Below are 16,347 nucleotides of genomic sequence, written 5' to 3'. Positions count from 1 at the left end.
AGCCTCGAAGGACGCACCCGGACGGTGGGCCGGCGAATGTTGAAGCCAGGGGGATCAGCCTTCCCGTCGTGCCTTGCAGCGCTTGCGGTTGCTCTCCTCCTTTTCGGCGTTCCTTCCTTCGCACAGCAGGCATCCGACAGTGTCGCGCCGGAGACGGCGAGCGGGGTCTCAGCAAAGCACGTCGTCGTCGCCCACCGCCATATGGTGGTTGCTGCCAACCCATTGGCAGCACAGGCCGGGCTGGAGGTGCTGCGCGAGGGCGGCAATGCGGCGGATGCGCTGATCGCGGTTCAGACGGTGCTCGGGCTTGTCGAGCCGCAGTCCTCCGGCCTCGGCGGCGGCGCTTTCCTCGTCTGGTACGACGCGAAGGAAAAGAAGCTCACCACATTCGACGGCCGCGAGACGGCGCCGGCTGACGTGACGCCGTCGCTCTTCCTCGACGCCGACGGAAAGCCCCTGCCCTTCTTCGACGCCGTCGTCGGCGGTCGTTCGGTCGGCACGCCGGGAACGGTTCGGCTGCTGGAGGCCGTACACAAGAAATATGGCGAGAAAGATTGGCAAGGCCTTTTCGCCCGCGCGATCGATCTCGCCGACAAGGGCTTTGCCGTATCGCCCCGCCTCCACAACGAGATCGCCGAGGATATGGGACGTCTCGACAAACAGCCGGCCGCGCGAAGCTATTTCTATGACAAGGGAGGCAAGCCGCTCGCCATCGGCGTGACGCTGAAGAACCCAGCTTACGCCGAAACGCTGCGCACTGTTGCCTCCGGCGGTGCCGACGCGTTCTACACTGGCCGCATCGCCAAGGACATTGTTGAAGCGGTCCATGCGCATCCGACCAATCCGGGCCATCTCGCGTTGCAGGACCTTGCCACCTATAGGGCGAAGGAACGTCCGGCCGTCTGCGCACCTTATCGCGGATACGAGGTTTGCGGCATGGGACCGCCCTCCTCCGGCGCACTCACCATCGGCCAGATCCTCGGCATGGTCTCCGGTTTCGACATTGCCACGCTCGGCCCCGACGATCCGGAAAGCTGGCGCATCATCGGCGACGCCACAAGGCTCGCCTTCGCCGACCGCGACCGCTACATGGCCGACAGCGATTTCGTGCCGATGCCGAAGGGCCTTCTCGACCCGGATTATCTGAAGAGCCGTGCCGCGCTTCTGAGACGCCCGACCGCGCTCGGCAAGGACGAGGTCAAGCCAGGCGATCCGCCCTGGGACAAGGCCGAGTTGCGCATCGACGGCCTATCCTATCCCGAGCACGGCACTTCGCACTTCGTCATCATCGACGACGAGGGCAACATCGCCTCCATGACGACAACCGTCGAAAGCGCCTTTGGCTCGCGGCAGATGGTGGACGGTTTCCTGCTCAACAACGAGTTGACCGATTTCACCTTCGCGCCGGTGACGGACGGCCGCGCCGTCGCCAACCGGGTCGAGCCCGGCAAGCGGCCGCGCTCGTCCATGGCGCCAACCATCGTGTTGAAGGACGGCAATCCCGTGATCGCCGTCGGTTCGCCCGGCGGTTCGAACATCATTTCCTATGTCGCCGAAGCGCTGATCGCCATGATCGACTGGAAGATGGATGTGCAACAGGCCGTGTCGCTGCCGCATTTCGTCAACCGCTTCGGCACTTACGATCTGGAAGCCGGGACCAAAGCCGCCGGGATGACGAAAGATCTGCAGGCCCTCGGCTACCAGACGAAAATCGACGATCAGAATTCCGGTCTGCACGGCATCGAGATCACGCCATCGGGGATCGAGGGCGGTGCTGATCCGCGCCGCGAGGGCGTGGCAGTCGGCGACTGACACCGCCGGCCTGCGCCTGATTCCCTAACCCTCTCCGCGACCTGCCAGAATACGACTGACGCAGGGTCGCCCTTCGGAGGGGATTGACGTTTGAAAAAAGCGCGGCAAGCTATGATTCACCATCACAATCAGGAATGAGGCAGCCGGACGCCCGCCTAAATGACCCACCAACCGACCCAGTCGCCGCAATTCTTCCTGACTGCGCCTTCACCCTGCCCCTATCTCGAAGGAAAGTTCGAGCGAAAGGTGTTCACGCATCTGGTGGGCGATCGCGCACCGGAGATGAACGACCTCCTCACCCAAGGCGGCTTCCGCCGGTCGCAGAATATCGCCTACCGGCCGGCCTGCGACGGGTGTCTCGCCTGCGTGTCGGTGCGCATCCTGGCCGGTGAATTCGAGCCTTCGCGGAACATGAAGCGCGTGCTTCACCGCAACAGCGACCTCATCGGCGCCGTGCACGACGCCGAACCTTCGACGGAGCAATACTCGCTCTTCCGCTCATATCTCGACGCGCGCCACCGCCGCGGCGGCATGTCGGACATGACGGTCCTGGACTACGCCATGATGGTCGAGGACACGCATGTGAACACCAAGATCATCGAATACCGCCGGCGCGGCCCGGATTCCTTCATCACCGGGCGCGGACATGGGCCGCTACTCGCCGTCGCGCTCACAGATACGATGGCCGACGGGCTGTCGATGGTCTATTCCTATTACGATCCCGCCGTCGAGGATCGCTCGCTCGGCACCTTCATGATCCTCGACCATATCCAGCGGGCGCGCGCCGCCGGGCTGCCCCATGTCTATCTCGGCTACTGGGTCAACGGCTCGCGCAAGATGGCCTATAAGGTGCGTTTCAAGCCGCAGGAACATCTCGGCCCCAAGGGCTGGGAACGGATCGCCTGAAAAGTCGTCCATCGACACGACCCTTCTGATTCTTCCTTCCGACGCTTTCCGGAGCTCTCTTGTCCGCCGCCGACAGTTCTCACCATGCCAGAGGATTGCTGCTCTGCGCCGTCGGCGGCATGGCGCTGACCATCGATATCCCGTTGATCCGACTGGCCGACGGTGAGCCATGGTCGATCCTGATGGTTCGGTGCGGCGCCACGCTTGTCGCCACGCTTGCCCTATGGCTTCTTATGCGTCGCACGATGCGTGAGCCGCCGCCGCTCATCCCGGGCCGGAGCGGCGTTATCGTCGCGCTTCTCTATGCGATCTCCTGGATCACTTTCATTATCGCGGTCTACAACACCACAACGGCCAATCTGGTCTTCATCCTTGCCTTCAACACCATGTTCGCTGCCCTGCTTTCATGGCTGTTCCTGAAGGAGCGTCCCCACCCTATAACGCTCATCACAATGGCCGCCATGCTGGCAGGCGTTCTCATCATCGTCGGCGACGGTGTGTCCTCCGGTCACCTGTTGGGGGATCTGATGGCCCTTGTCTCCGCCTTCTGTATCGCATCGGCCATTACCATCACCCGCGCAAGCGGCAAGAACATGGGGTTCGCGGCGCTGGTAGCCGTCGCTCTTCCCATGGTGGTCGCCGCGGCAATGGTGAGCCGGACCGATTATCATATTGCGGCACCGTGGTGGATTTTCCTGGACGGCTTTATCATCATGCCGCTTTCTTTTTTCTGCCTGGCGAGTGGGCCGCGCTATCTGTCCGCGCCGGAAGTGGCGATGTTCTATCTTCTGGAAACCGTCCTCGCGCCGGTCTGGGTGTGGTTGATCTTCGCGGAAGTACCGAGCCGCCAGAGCACGGTCGGCGGCGCCATCCTCATCGCCTCGCTGGTTGCCCATTCGCTGTGGCAGCTTCACCGGGGCCGCAAGCGCCGAGCGGCCGCGCTGGTCCGGCATACGGCATAGCGAGCGACGTCACGACCCGACTGTTGCATTGCAGCAGTAGGCAGGACGGGGCTTTTCATCTAGTAAGCTTTAATCTGAAGTTGTGGAGCCCTGCCGAGCATGGTCAAACGCCTCGTCATCGCCCTGATACTCATCGTCATTGTTGTCGGCGGCGTTGTCGGCTTCAACCTCTTCCGATCCAACGCGATCAAGCAGTACTTCGCCAACATGCCGAAGCCGAAGCTCACCGTCTCAACGACGGTGGCAGAGCCGATGACATGGAAGCCTGAAATCCAGGCGATCGGCACGGTTTCCGCACGTTCGGGCGTGGATTTGACCGTCGAAGTCAGCGGCGTCGTCCGCAATATCGCGTTCAAGTCCAACGAGAAGGTCAAGGCCGGCCAGCTTCTTGTCCAGCTCGACGATGCCGTCCAGCGCGCCAACCTGGAGGCCGAAAAGGCGCAGGCCGCGCTCGATCAGCAGAATCTCGAGCGCGCCATCGAATTGCAGAAGCGGCAGGTCGGCCCGCAATCGAACGTGCAGCAGGCCCAGGCAGCCGCATCGGCTTCCGCCGCGCAGGTGGACAGCCTTCAGGCCGTGCTTGACCAGAAGCGGCTTACCGCGCCCTTCAGCGGCACGATCGGCATTCCTCAGATCGATGTCGGCCAGTATCTGACGCCGGGCAACGTCGTGGCGACACTGCAGGATCTCGACACGATGCGCGTCGATTTCACCGTGCCGGAACAACAGCTGCCTGACCTCAAGATCGGCCAGAAAGTGCGACTCGGCCTGACCGGCGACGACCTCAAATTCGAAGGCAAGGTGATCGGCATCGACCCGAAGGTCGATCCGTCGACCAGGCTGGTTTCCGTCCGCGCCGAGATTTCCAATCCGAACGGCGCGCTGACACCGGGCCAGTTCGCGCAAGTCAGGGTTGAGCTTCCGGCCGAGGACAATATCATCGCCTTGCCCGAGACGGCGCTTACCACCAGCCTCTATGGCGACTTCATCTATGTCGTCGCACTGGCCGACAAGGACGGCAAGGCCACGACCGGCAAGGTCGACGAGGCCGACAAGAACCAGAACCTCGTCGCCCACCAGGTCTTTGTGAAGATCGGCCGCCAATCCGAAGGCCGGATCGAGATCAAGGACGGTGTGAAGCCGGGTGATGTGATCGTCAACGCCGGCCAGAACCGGCTGACCAATGGCGCCGCCGTCACGATCGACAATTCGGTGGAACCGTCGCAGGTCAAGGCGAATCCCGCCGGGGATGGTTCGCAATGAACTTTTCCGCGCTCTTCATCCGCCGACCGGTCCTCTCGACCGTCGTTGCCGCGTTGATCCTGCTTCTGGGTTTCCAGGGCATCTTCAATCTCGCGATCCGGGAATATCCCGAGGTTGCTGAGACGGCGATCACGGTCACGACCGCCTATCCCGGCGCCAGCCCGGAACTCATCCAGGGCTTTATCACAGCGCCGATCGCCGAGGCCGTCGCGACGACGGAGAACATCGACTACGTCACCTCGCAGAGCAGCCCGTCGACCAGCGTCGTGACGGTGAATATGAAACTCGGTTCCGACCCCGACTCCGCCCTGACCGACGTGCTGTCCAAAGTGCAGCAGGTGAAAAGCAAGCTGCCCTCCGCATCCAAGGATCCGGTGATCGTCAAGGGAACCGGCCAGCAATTCGCGATCATGTATCTGGCCGTGCAAAACCCCAACATGACGCCGGAACAGATCACCGAATATATCGAGCGGGTGATCCGCCCCCGCCTCTCCACCGTCGAGGGCGTCGCGCAGGTACAGGTGCTCGGCGCTGCCGACTATTCGATGCGCATCTGGATAGACCCGGTGCGGCTCGCCGCGCGCGGCCTTACGGCTTCGGAAGTGCTGAGCGCGATCAACTCGTCAAACTTCCTGTCGGCGCCCGGCAAGACGCAGAACAACCTGGTAGCGAACGCCATCACCGTCCGTTCGACCTTGCAGACACCGGAAGCCTTCGGCAATTTGCCGCTTAAAGGCAGCGGTGACAGCGTGGTCCGCCTGCATGACATCGCAAAGGTGGAACTAGCCGCAGAGAACACCGACACCATCGTCAATTTCAATGGCAAGCCGGGCACCTTCATCGGCATCTTCCCGACGCCGGCCGCCAACCCGCTCGACACGGCAGCGGGCGTCATCAAGGACCTGCCGGCGCTTCAGGGAACGCTGCCGCCCGGCATGACGATCACCATGGTCTATGACGCGACGGAGACCATCAGCGCGTCTATCGAGGAGGTTTTCAAGACGATCGCCGAGGCGGTTGCCATCGTCATTGTCGTTATCCTGCTCTTCCTCGGATCGTTCCGCTCCGTGCTGATGCCGATCGTCACCATCCCACTTTCGCTGATCGGCGTATGCTTCCTTCTCTACGCTGTCGGCTTCTCGATCAACCTGCTCTCGCTGCTTGCGATGGTGCTGGCGATCGGCCTTGTTGTGGACGACGCCATCGTGGTGGTGGAAAACATCCACCGCCACATCGAGGAAGGCCTGTCGCCCATGCAGGCGGCCTTCAAGGGCATGGTCGAGATCACCGAACCGGTAATCGCGATGACGATCACCCTCGCCGCCGTCTTCGCGCCGCTCGCCTTCACAGGCGGCCTCACCGGCGCGCTCTTCAAGGAATTCGCCTTCACGCTGGCCGGCTCGGTCATCATTTCCGGCTTCGTCGCGCTCACCATCACGCCCGCCATGTCGGCGCGCATCTTGAAAGCCGGCGGTCACAGCCGTTTCCAGAATTTCGTCGACAACACCTTCGACCGGGTGGCGGATCGCTACGAGCGACTGGTCAGCGGCTCGCTCAACTACCGGCCGGTAACGCTTCTGATTGCCCTGCCGCTGATGGCGCTCACCGTCTTCATCTTCTTCAACACGTCGAGCGAGCTGGCACCCGAGGAAGACCAGGGCGCGCTCTTCTCGCTGGTAACCGCGCCGCGCTACGCGACAACCCCTTACACCCAGCTTTATATTGACCAGATCGCCGGCCTTACCCAGGATATTCCAGAGGTGAAGGCGCGCTTCTCGATCGCCGGGTTGAATGGCCAGACAAACTCCGCCTTCTCCGTCTGGGCACTGAAGGATTGGGCCGACCGCTCGCGCTCGCAAAAGGAGATCCAGCAGGACATCCAGAACCGGATTTCGAAGGTGGCGGGCGTGCAAGCGCTGGTATTCGCACCCTCCTCGCTGCCCGGGACGGGAGGCGGATTGCCGATTTCGGTCGTCATCCAGTCGACCGGCGACGCCAGCCAGGTCTATGAAATCGGCGAGAAGATCAAGAACGCGGCTCAGGCGACCGGGCGTTTCATCATCGTGCAGAACTCGCTCGCCTTCGACGCGCCGCAGGTGACGGTGACCATCGACCGCGATCGGGCGGCCGCGCTCAACCTGCCGATAAGCGACATCGCCACTACGCTCGGCACCTTCGTGGCCGGCGCCGAGGTGGCTCAGTTCGACCGCGATTCGCGCAGCTACGATATCGTGCCGCAAGTGCCGCAGAGTTTCCGCGGCAATCCGAACGATCTCGGCCGTTATTTCGTGCGCAGCATGACCGGCAAGATGGTGCCATTGTCCGCTGTCGTGCATATCTCGACCAACGCCTCGCCGGCGGCGATCGAACAGTTCAACCAATTGAACTCCACCACGATCTCGGCCCTGCCGCTGCCGGGGGTGACGACCGGCGACGGGTTGCAGCAGATCGTCGATATCGCGCGTCCGATGCTGCCGGACGGCTTTTTCATCGACTATTCCGGCCAGTCACGCGTCGAGATCGAGACCGGCAATACGATCCTGATCGCCTTCGCTCTGGCGATTATCGTCATCTATCTGGTGCTCTGTGCCCAGTTCGAGAGTTTCCGCGACCCGTTCATCATCATGATGGCGGTGCCGCTGTCGATCTTCGGCGCAATGCTGCCGCTCAACCTCGGCCTCGGCACGCTGAACATCTATACGGAGGTCGGGCTTATCACACTGATAGGCCTCATCACCAAGCACGGCATCCTGCTTGTCGAGTTCGCCAACCAGCAGCGGCGCGAGCATGGGCTGTCGCGGCACGACGCCATCATCGCCTCGGCCAAGGTACGCCTGCGCCCGATCCTGATGACGACGGCGGCGATGTCCCTCGGCGTGGTGCCGCTGATCATGGCGGCAGGCGCCGGTGCGGCCTCGCGCTATTCGATGGGCCTCGTCATCTTTTCCGGTATCCTGATCGGCACCTGCTTCACGCTGTTCGTGGTGCCGATGTTCTACAGCTTCATCGCGGTGAAGGACCTCCCGGCAGAAGCGGAGATGCCGGATGCGGAGGCGATGCACCCGGCGTAAGGTTCTGTCGGCTCACGACAAATGCCCTGATCCGCCTCGGCCTGCAGAGCCGTCGAGGCATCGATTCCCGACACTCTCCGCTCCTTACGGTCACCCACGAGATCGGGAATGGTGGAGATTCATCTTCCGCTTTCGTAGCCCTCAACGTTGCCGATTTACAGAATCGCCAAGGGATAACCGTCATTCCCGACTTCGTCAGCGAGCGAAGCAAAGCAAGAGTTTCGGGAATCAACGCCTCGGAGGCGGCGACGACAGAGGCCAGCGCCCTTTTCTACGCCTTCTGCTCCCAGCGGCCTTCCGGCGTCTGCTGCCAATAGGTGACGCTGTGACCGTCACCCTTCAGCGCCTTCCAATGGCCGCGTGCCGCTTCGATCTGTCCTTCGTCGTTACCGTCGAACAGGAAGACCGCCCGCTCGTAGCCATCGAGCGGCGGGGGTGATGCTCCGTCGACCAGGAATCTTATCAGCGCGCCGTTCGGGTTGACCGGGCCGGCGGTGAGAATGACCGGCTGTTCGGCGGCATGCGGTTCGTGGTCGGCGCCGTGCGGCAGGAAGGAATCGTCACGATAGAGCCACAGATGCTGATCTAGCGCATCGCGCCTTTCCTCGCTCCCCGTCTGCACGACGGCCCGCCATCCGCGCCCGATGCTTTTCTCCAGGAGCGTCGGCAGCGCCTTCTCCAGGGTGGATTCCGTCAGATGGTAGAACAGCACCTCGGCCATTTCGAAGGTTATCCTTCGTAATTATCGCGCACCAGGCGGTCGAGCAGCCTGACGCCGAAGCCGGACGCCCATGACTGGTTGATCTCGTTGGCAGGCGCCCCGAGCGCCGTGCCGGCAATGTCGAGATGCGCCCAGGGCGTGTCCTTGACGAAGCGCTGCAGGAATTGCGCGGCGATGATCGCGCCGCCATGGCGGCCGCCGATATTCTTCATGTCGGCGTTCCTGGACTCAATCAGCTTGTCGTATTCCGGGCCGAGCGGCATGCGCCATACCCTTTCGGCGGTCGCGACACCGGCGGCGGCAAGCCGGTCGGCCAGTTCGTCGTTGTTGGAGAAAAGGCCGGCATAATGCTGCCCGAGCGCCACGATGATGGCGCCAGTCAAGGTCGCCAGGTTGACCATGAATTTCGGCTGGAAACGGTCGGCGCAGTACCAGAGCGCGTCGGCCAGCACCAGCCGCCCCTCGGCATCGGTATTGAGCACTTCGATCGTCTGCCCCGACATGGAGGTGACGATGTCGCCTGGACGTTGCGCGTGACCATCGACAGCGTTCTCGACCAGGCCGATGATGCCGACAGCATTAGTCTTCGCCTTGCGCGTGGCCAGTGCGTACATCAGCCCGGTCACCGCCGCGGCGCCCCCCATATCGCCCTTCATGTCTTCCATGCCGGATGCTGTCTTCATCGAGTTGCCGCCGGTGTCGAAGGTGACGCCCTTGCCGACGAATGCGACCGGCTTTTCCCTGGCCTTGCCGCCGTCCCATCGCATAATCGCCATCCGCGCCCCGCGCGGAGAACCCTGCGCGACGCCGAGCAGAGAACCCATGCCGAGCTTCTTCATCTCCTTTTCGGTGAGGATCTCGACCTTGACGCCAAGCTTGGAAAGCTCCTTGGCTTTCGCCGCGAATTCAAGCGGGCCCAGAACGTTCGCCGGTTCGTTGACCAGGTCCCGCGCCAGGGTGACACCGCCGACAACGGCTTCGGCATCCTCGAAGGCCTTTTTCGCGGCGGCCGCCGCCGGCGTGACAATCGTGACCTTCACTGTCCCCGCATCGGCGTCGTTCTCGCCGTCGTCGGATTTGGTCTTGTGGCGGTCGAAGCGATAGGCCCGGAGCAGGATGCCCATCGCCATCTCGGCTGCCTGGGCGCCTCCGATCTCGGCGCCGGGAAGCGAGAGGTATATCGTCACCTTCGTCGCCTTGTCGAACTTCGCGCAAATCTGTCCGCCAAGCCGCGCCCAGTCATGCTCCGTGACGGTTCGCGGGTCGCCGACGCCGATGACAAGGATGCGGTTGGCTGGGGATTCGGCGGGAGCGAGAATGTCCAGCGTCGCCATCGCCCTGCCCTTGAACTCGGCAACGCGCATCGCGCGCTCGACCGAGTTGGCCGGATCGACCGACGCGGCCGCCTCGCCGATGCCCCCGTCTTCCGTCGCAAGCAGGACGGCCAGCCCCATACTTGCTCCAGAACCGGCCTTTGGCGAGCGGGAGAACGTAACCTCGATCTTACGGGACATGAATTGTAACTCGCGCGATGATTCCAGATTTGACAGCCGATCTTGGGGGTTTCAGGCGCAAACGCAAGCATTTTGCCGTCTTCCCGCTGGCCGGCAGAAGTTTTTCCCGGCTCGAAAGGAGATGTTTGCCTGTCATGACCGCAAAGGTCGTAAGCACCACTGGAAGCACCTGGATATCCCTGCGGCGAGATCGGCAGAGATTGCTCCAACGGATTGAAATACAAGACTGAATTTGCGACACAGAAACTGTTATGAAATTTTTAACCGTGCTCATTCGCCTATTTTTAGCCAATCTCCCGTTCCATGCCGCCTCAGGGCGGGTATGGCGGTCGCGTATCGTCGTTGCGGCGCATGGGCGCGGTCCATTGCGTTCGGGCCGAACGGCGGGTTGGTGCGTACCATAATGAAGCTGATAGAGCGCTATATCTTCCGGCGTGTCCTGGCGCTCTCGCTGACAACGCTTTGCGCGACCACTGCGATCGTGCTGACAACGCAGGTGCTGCTGCGCGTCAATATCCTGACCGAATCGGGGGAGTCCCTCGGCACGTTCCTGAAGCTCGCCCTGTTTCTCGTCCCGGCCATGGCGATGCTGGTAATGCCCTTCGCGCTGCTGATCGGCGCATCGCAGAACCTCAACGCAATGAACGGCGATTCCGAACTGGCGGTGATCGAAGCATCGGGCGGCTCGAACCTGCTCATCGCCAAACCGGTCATGCTGATCGCGGTCGCGATGACGCTCATCAGCCTCGCCTCCTCGCTTTTCGTCGAGCCCTGGTCGAATCGTCAATTGCGCGAAATAGTCAGCGCCGCGAGCGCCGATCTCATGAGCTTCGCAGTGCAGTCGGGCACTTTCAAGCGCGTCTCGAAAAACCTCTACATCCAGATCGACGAACAACTGCCCGGCGGCGATTTCGGCGGCATCTTCATCGTCGATCTGCGCAACCCGCAAATGCAGCTCATCTATTATGCCAAACGCGGTGCGATCCGCACGGTCGACGGCAACAATTTCCTGGTCATGCAGCAGGGCGAAATTCAGCGAAAGAACCAGGAGACAGGGCAGATATCGACGATCACCTTCGCCTCCTACGCGCTCGACTTCGCCACTTTCGACGCCAGCCAGCGCACGACCACCTATTACCCCAAGGAGAGGAGCACCACCTATCTCTTCTCGCCCGATCCGAACGACCCGATCGTGAAGAGCGCCCCCGCCCAGATTCGCGGCGAGATCCACCGGCGCTTCTCCGAATGGCTTTATCCGCTGCTCTTCGGCCTGATTGCCGTCTATTTCGGCGGAGCCGCCCGCTCGAACAGGGATGAGCGGTTGTGGAGCCTGGGGCTCTCCGTGCTCATCGCGCTCGCATTCCGCAGCGTCGGTTTCCTGGTGGTCGGCAATTCCGGACAGAGCCTGGTCAGCGCCTTGCTCTGCTATCTGGTGCCGCTTTCGGGGATCGTCATCTTCGCCGTGCTGGTCGCCTTCCACAAGGTGCCGCGGGTCGCCCAGTCCTGGGTCGACCGGACCAGCGACCTTGTCGAGCATATCCGGCGACTTGGCTCATCCGTCGGCCTGGTCTCCAGCCCCGGCGAGGGCGGAGGAGAGCGACGATGATCGGGCGCACGCTCTTCTGGTATTTCTTCCGCCGCTATCTGATCTTCACCGTGCAGTTTTTTGCCGGCGTCCTGATCATTTCCTACCTGGCGGACTTCACCGAATTCTCGCGGCGGACTTCAAGCCTGCCAAACTATTCGCTTGGCCTCGCCATGCTGATCTCGGCGCTCAGGGTGCCGTTGATCATCCAGACCGCGATCCCGTTCATCGTGCTGTTTTCCGCCATGGGCACGCTGATGGCGCTCAACCGCAAGCACGAACTCGTCATCGCGCGATCGACCGGCGTATCGGCCTGGCAGTTTCTGGCCCCGCTTTGCCTGGCAAGCCTCCTGATCGGCGTCCTGACGGTGCTGGCCTTCAATCCGCTGGCGGCAAAAGCGCTTTCGCAGGCCGAGTTGGTCGATGCCGTCATGCATGGGGTGGATCCCTCATCCTCGAACGACGACATCATCCCCTGGCTCAGGCAGCAGACGGACGAAGGCACCACGATCATCGGTGCGACCAAGACGGCCAAGAGGGGTCAGTTGCTGAGCGACGCCACGTTCCTGAGGCTGGATAAGGACGGTTCGATCAGCGAACGCATCGACGCCAAGACGGCAGCGCTCGAGAAAGGCGCCTGGCTATTGAAAGGCGTCACCGAGTACCGGCCGGGAAAAGAGGTCATCCACAGGGAATCGACGACGGTGAAGTCCGGATTGACGCCGGAATTCATTGAAGAGACCCTTGCGGATCCGGAGACGATCCCCTTCTACGAACTGGGCAGGAAGATTCGTGCCGCGCATTCCTTCGGGCTCAACGCCGGCGGATTTGCGATGCAATATCATTCGCTGGTCGCGCTACCGTGGCTACTGGTCGCAATGACGCTTATTGCGGCTACCGTCTCCATGCGCTTTGTGCGAATGGGACAGTCGGCGCCCATGATTCTGGGTGGCATCCTTGCTGGGTTTCTGCTTTATGTCGTTTCGGTACTGGTCAAAGCCTTCGGAAGCGCGGGAATCGTGCCGCCCGTGGCAGCAGCCTGGTTCCCGGTCGTGGTTGCAATGTTTTTCGGGATAACCTTTCTGCTGCACAAGGAGGACGGTTGATGGGGAAAGGGGTGAACGGCAGGCCGGCCCGCCTGGCGCGCCTTGTTGGCGCGACAGCGATGGCTTGTGTTCTCGCCGCTGCTCTCCTCCCGGCGGATACGACACGCGCGCAGATGCTCGGATCGAGCGCTTCGGTCCCGCAAGGCGAGCAGATGCTGCTCGAGGCCGACAATCTTATTTTCGATCGCGACAAGAATACCGTCACGGCCGCCGGCAATGTCCAGATCGAATATGGCGGCAATCACCTCGTCGCGCAGAGGGTAGTCTATAATCGGACGACCCGCCGGGTTCTTGCCAGCGGCAGTGTCGAGGTCGTCGACAAGAAGAAAAACCACATCTTCGCCGACGAAATGGACGTCACCGACGATTTCCGCGATGGCTTCGTCAACGCGCTGCGCGTCGAAACACCGGAAAAGACCTATATGGGCGCGGATAGCGCCGAGCGCGCCGGCGGCGCGGTGACCATCTTCAATCGTGGCGTCTATACCGCTTGCGCGCCCTGCGAGGACAAGCCGAACAAGCCGCCGGTCTGGCGCATCAAGGCGAAGACGGTCGTGTGGAACGGCCAATCCAAGACGATCCGCTTCCTCCACTCGCGCTTCGAATTCTTCGGTCTGCCGATCGCCTATTTCCCGCAGTTCGAGATTCCCGACCCGACGGTCAAACGGAAGACCGGCCTGCTCATGCCGAGATTCTCGTTCAACAACGATCTTGGCTTCGGTTACAGGCAACCCTTCTACGTGGCTCTGGCGCCGACCTACGACATCACGCTCTACCCGACCTACTACGCCAACCAGGGCTTTTTCGGCGAGGCGGAATTCCGCCAGAAATTCAACAACGGTTCCTACAGCATCACCGCCGCCGGCATTCGTCAGCAGGATCCCGGAGCTTTCGACCGTAGCACCGTCGACCGCGGCGACGCTGGCGATCCCAACCGTTGGCGCGGTATGGTCGGAACCCAGGGCAAGTTCCAGATCAACCCGCGCTGGACGTTTGGCTGGGACGTTCTCGTTCAGTCGGACAAGAATTTTTCCAAGACCTATGAGCTCAACGGGTTCAATGATTATTACCGTCGCAATCAGGTCTATCTCACCGGCCTGAACGACCGGAACTATTTCGACCTGCGCTTCATGAAGTTCAATGTGCAGGAAAATGTCCTGAACAACAATCCAGACAGGCTCGACGACAAGCAACCATGGGTGCTGCCGTCGCTTGACTATTCCTATACGCCCAATGAGCCAGTGGCGGGCGGTGAACTGACCTTCAACGCGAACGTCCAGTCGCTTTACCGGTCGAACCTACAAGAATCTCTTGATTCAACGTCTACGCCATTCGCAATCCAGGGCATCGAAGGCTCCGACACCCGCTTCACCGCTGAAGTTAAGTGGCGGCGCCAGTTCATCACCGATCTGGGCATCGTGATCACGCCGTCGCTCGGGCTGCGCGGTGACGCGATTTACGCCAACTATTCCGGGTTAAGCCGTGCATCGATCAACAGCATGGCTGGCAACCTCGGGGTAGGATCGGATATCCGCTCCGACTACTACCGCTACATGGCGACGGCTGGGCTGGAAGTCGCCTGGCCGATCCTGTTCTCCACCCCCGGCGCATCGCACATAATCGAGCCGGTGGCGCAGATTTTCGTCCGTCCCGACGCGCCGTATTCGGATACGCTCGGCATCCCCAACGAAGACGCCCAGAGCATGGTCTTCGACGCTACCAGCCTCTTCGACGAAGACAAATTCTCCGGCTACGACCGGATAGAAGGCGGCACCCGCGCCAATCTGGGCTTCCGTTATACGGGCAGCTTCAACAATGGCTGGAGCGCCAACGGTATATTCGGACAATCCTTCCAGCTTGCGGGAGATAATCCTTACGCCGAACCGGACCTGGTCAATGCCGGCGCCTTTTCCGGTCTGGAAACTGACCGGTCCGACTATGTGGCGCTCATCGGCGTCAGCGCTCCGAACGGATTGTCTTTCGCGACCGCGGGTCGTTTCGATAAGGATAGTTTTTCCGCCCGGCGCCTGGAGGCCCGGGCGGGTTATGCGAGCACAGCCTTCTCGCTTGCGGCGCGCTATGCCTATATCGAGGCTCAACCGCTTTACGGCTTCAACAAGGACCGCGAGCAGGTCACCCTGACCGCTGCGGCCGGCTTTGCCCAATACTGGCGCGTTTTTGGAACGACAACCTACGACATGCAGTACGACGCCATAACAGCCGATGCGTTCGGCGTCGGCTATCTGGACGATTGTTTCGGTTTCAATCTAGGCGTCGGGCAATCGTATAATGTTCTGTCGAACGAGAGGCGCACGAACGTTTCCTTCAACATCTCGTTCCGGACTATCGGCGATTTCGGCAGTAACACGGGGAAGATGTTCCCACAGCAGAACTAGCCATTTACGCTGTGTCATCCTTTCGCCGTAGAGAACCGGTTGTTTTGAGCCGAACCGCCATCGAACCAGGAAGCTAGCGATGAACATCTTCAGGAACACCCTCGTGGCAGCGGGCCTGGCGGTTTTCTCCGTTTCTGCGGTTTCAGCGCCACTCTTCATCCCGCAGGCTGCGTACGCCAGTGAAGTCAAGGTGATCGTCAACAACATCCCGATCACGAACTACGATATCCAGCGCCGCGCCGCATTCCTGAAACTTCAGCATAAGTCGCCGGCCGACGCCAAACAGGACATGATTGACCAGACGCTGCGCGACATCGAAATGCGCCGCCTGCATGTCAACATCACCGACCAGGCGGTGGACCAGGCGTTCGCGAATTTCGCCAAGAAAAACAAGATGTCGCCCGCTCAGCTCACGCAGGTGCTGGCAAGGATGGGCGTCACTGCGGACCACTTCAAGCAGTTCATCCGTGTGCAGATGGGGTGGGGTCAGGCGCTGGGCGCCCGCTCGCGCGCCGAAGGCGGCAACTCCGCCCGCTCCGCTGTGGAAGCGATGCTCAAGAAGGGCGGGGAGAAGCCGTCAGCCACGGAATACACCCTGCAACAGGTGATCTTCGTGGTACCGAAGCGGGAGCGGGGCGCGATCCTCGGCAAGCGTAAGCGTGAAGCGCAGGCGCTTAGGGCGCGCTTTGCCGGATGCGACAAGACACGCAATATCACCAAGGGCCTGATCGATGTGACGGTGCGCGATCTCGGCCGCGTGCTGGCGCCGGAACTGCCGCCGGACTGGGCCGACCCGATCAAGAAGACCAAGTCGGGCGAAGCGACTCAGGTAAGGGTGACCGACCGCGGCGTGGAATTCATCGCCATCTGCTCCGAACGGCAGGTCTCGGACGACCGGGTAGCCGAGCTGGCCTTCCAGACCGGCGAAGGGCAGGACAAGAAGGTCGAGGAACTCAGCAAGAAGTATACGAAGGAACTCCGAGACAAGGCCGTCATCATTGAACGGTAGCC

General features: G+C 61.7%; 11 protein-coding genes. 9 read left to right on the top strand and 2 right to left on the bottom strand.

Annotated features, from left to right (window positions below; all coding sequences use genetic code 11):
* Window positions 1–36 precede the first annotated feature (36 nt).
* The 5 genes from ggt (at window position 37) to RBH77_RS14355 (ending at window position 8,014) form a co-directional block, all read left to right on the top strand.
* Window positions 37–1,812 (top strand): gamma-glutamyltransferase, encoded by a 1,776-nt coding sequence (gene ggt / locus RBH77_RS14375; protein ID WP_311028282.1) that lies wholly within the window; start codon window positions 37–39, stop codon window positions 1,810–1,812.
* Window positions 1,813–1,971: 159 nt separating this feature from the next.
* Window positions 1,972–2,718, top strand: coding sequence for an arginyltransferase (locus RBH77_RS14370; protein ID WP_311028281.1), 747 nt, complete (start codon window positions 1,972–1,974; stop codon window positions 2,716–2,718).
* 119 nt (window positions 2,719–2,837) lie between these two features.
* Entirely contained in the window at window positions 2,838–3,680 is an 843-nt protein-coding gene (locus tag RBH77_RS14365; RefSeq protein WP_311032551.1) for a DMT family transporter, read from the top strand.
* A 99-nt stretch (window positions 3,681–3,779) separates the two neighbouring features.
* Entirely contained in the window at window positions 3,780–4,943 is a 1,164-nt protein-coding gene (locus tag RBH77_RS14360) for an efflux RND transporter periplasmic adaptor subunit (RefSeq protein WP_311028280.1), read from the top strand.
* On the top strand, window positions 4,940–8,014 hold the full coding sequence (locus RBH77_RS14355; RefSeq protein WP_311028279.1) for an efflux RND transporter permease subunit: 3,075 nt from the start codon (window positions 4,940–4,942) through the stop codon (window positions 8,012–8,014). The genes RBH77_RS14360 and RBH77_RS14355 overlap by 4 nt, the downstream gene beginning before the upstream one ends.
* A gap of 271 nt (window positions 8,015–8,285) precedes the next feature.
* On the opposite strand, the gene RBH77_RS14350 is transcribed toward RBH77_RS14355, so the two are convergent.
* Window positions 8,286–8,735: a DNA polymerase III subunit chi gene (locus tag RBH77_RS14350; protein WP_311028278.1), complete on the bottom strand. Its 450-nt coding sequence runs from the start codon at window positions 8,733–8,735 to the stop codon at window positions 8,286–8,288.
* A gap of 8 nt (window positions 8,736–8,743) precedes the next feature.
* Complete coding sequence (locus RBH77_RS14345; protein ID WP_311028277.1) at window positions 8,744–10,249, bottom strand: leucyl aminopeptidase; 1,506 nt, start codon at window positions 10,247–10,249, stop codon at window positions 8,744–8,746.
* 391 nt (window positions 10,250–10,640) lie between these two features.
* On the opposite strand from RBH77_RS14345, the gene RBH77_RS14340 reads away from it, so the two are divergent.
* The 4 genes from RBH77_RS14340 to RBH77_RS14325 all read left to right on the top strand — a co-directional run bounded on the left by RBH77_RS14340 (window position 10,641) and on the right by RBH77_RS14325 (window position 16,345).
* Window positions 10,641–11,855 carry an LptF/LptG family permease gene (locus RBH77_RS14340; protein ID WP_311028276.1) on the top strand — a complete coding sequence of 405 codons (1,215 nt, stop codon included), beginning with the start codon at window positions 10,641–10,643 and terminating at the stop codon, window positions 11,853–11,855.
* On the top strand, window positions 11,852–12,940 hold the full coding sequence (gene lptG / locus RBH77_RS14335; RefSeq protein ID WP_311028275.1) for an LPS export ABC transporter permease LptG: 1,089 nt from the start codon (window positions 11,852–11,854) through the stop codon (window positions 12,938–12,940). Before RBH77_RS14340 ends, lptG begins: the two co-directional genes overlap by 4 nt.
* Complete coding sequence (locus RBH77_RS14330; protein ID WP_311028274.1) at window positions 12,940–15,336, top strand: LPS-assembly protein LptD; 2,397 nt, start codon at window positions 12,940–12,942, stop codon at window positions 15,334–15,336. The genes lptG and RBH77_RS14330 overlap by 1 nt, the downstream gene beginning before the upstream one ends.
* A 79-nt stretch (window positions 15,337–15,415) precedes the next feature.
* Window positions 15,416–16,345, top strand: coding sequence for a SurA N-terminal domain-containing protein (locus tag RBH77_RS14325; RefSeq protein ID WP_311028273.1), 930 nt, complete (start codon window positions 15,416–15,418; stop codon window positions 16,343–16,345).
* Window positions 16,346–16,347: the final 2 nt, after the last annotated feature.

Source organism: Mesorhizobium koreense (assembly GCF_031656215.1).
In the GTDB taxonomy this organism is placed as follows: Bacteria; Pseudomonadota; Alphaproteobacteria; order Rhizobiales; family Rhizobiaceae; genus Mesorhizobium_L; species Mesorhizobium_L koreense.
The sequence above is the reverse complement of the archived record's forward strand: the minus strand, read 5'-3'. Positions and strand labels throughout refer to the sequence as shown.

Excerpts from the sequence above, each read along its gene's own strand:
- ggt (WP_311028282.1), top strand. The coding sequence starts at position 37 with ATGTTGAAGCCAGGGGGATCAGCCTTCCCGTCGTGCCTTGCAGCGCTT.
- RBH77_RS14370 (WP_311028281.1), top strand. The coding sequence starts at position 1,972 with ATGACCCACCAACCGACCCAGTCGCCGCAATTCTTCCTGACTGCGCCT.
- RBH77_RS14365 (WP_311032551.1), top strand. The coding sequence starts at position 2,838 with ATGGCGCTGACCATCGATATCCCGTTGATCCGACTGGCCGACGGTGAG.
- RBH77_RS14360 (WP_311028280.1), top strand. The coding sequence starts at position 3,780 with ATGGTCAAACGCCTCGTCATCGCCCTGATACTCATCGTCATTGTTGTC.
- RBH77_RS14355 (WP_311028279.1), top strand. The coding sequence starts at position 4,940 with ATGAACTTTTCCGCGCTCTTCATCCGCCGACCGGTCCTCTCGACCGTC.
- RBH77_RS14350 (WP_311028278.1), bottom strand. The coding sequence starts at position 8,735 with ATGGCCGAGGTGCTGTTCTACCATCTGACGGAATCCACCCTGGAGAAG.
- RBH77_RS14345 (WP_311028277.1), bottom strand. The coding sequence starts at position 10,249 with ATGTCCCGTAAGATCGAGGTTACGTTCTCCCGCTCGCCAAAGGCCGGT.
- lptG (WP_311028275.1), top strand. The coding sequence starts at position 11,852 with ATGATCGGGCGCACGCTCTTCTGGTATTTCTTCCGCCGCTATCTGATC.
- RBH77_RS14330 (WP_311028274.1), top strand. The coding sequence starts at position 12,940 with ATGGGGAAAGGGGTGAACGGCAGGCCGGCCCGCCTGGCGCGCCTTGTT.
- RBH77_RS14325 (WP_311028273.1), top strand. The coding sequence starts at position 15,416 with ATGAACATCTTCAGGAACACCCTCGTGGCAGCGGGCCTGGCGGTTTTC.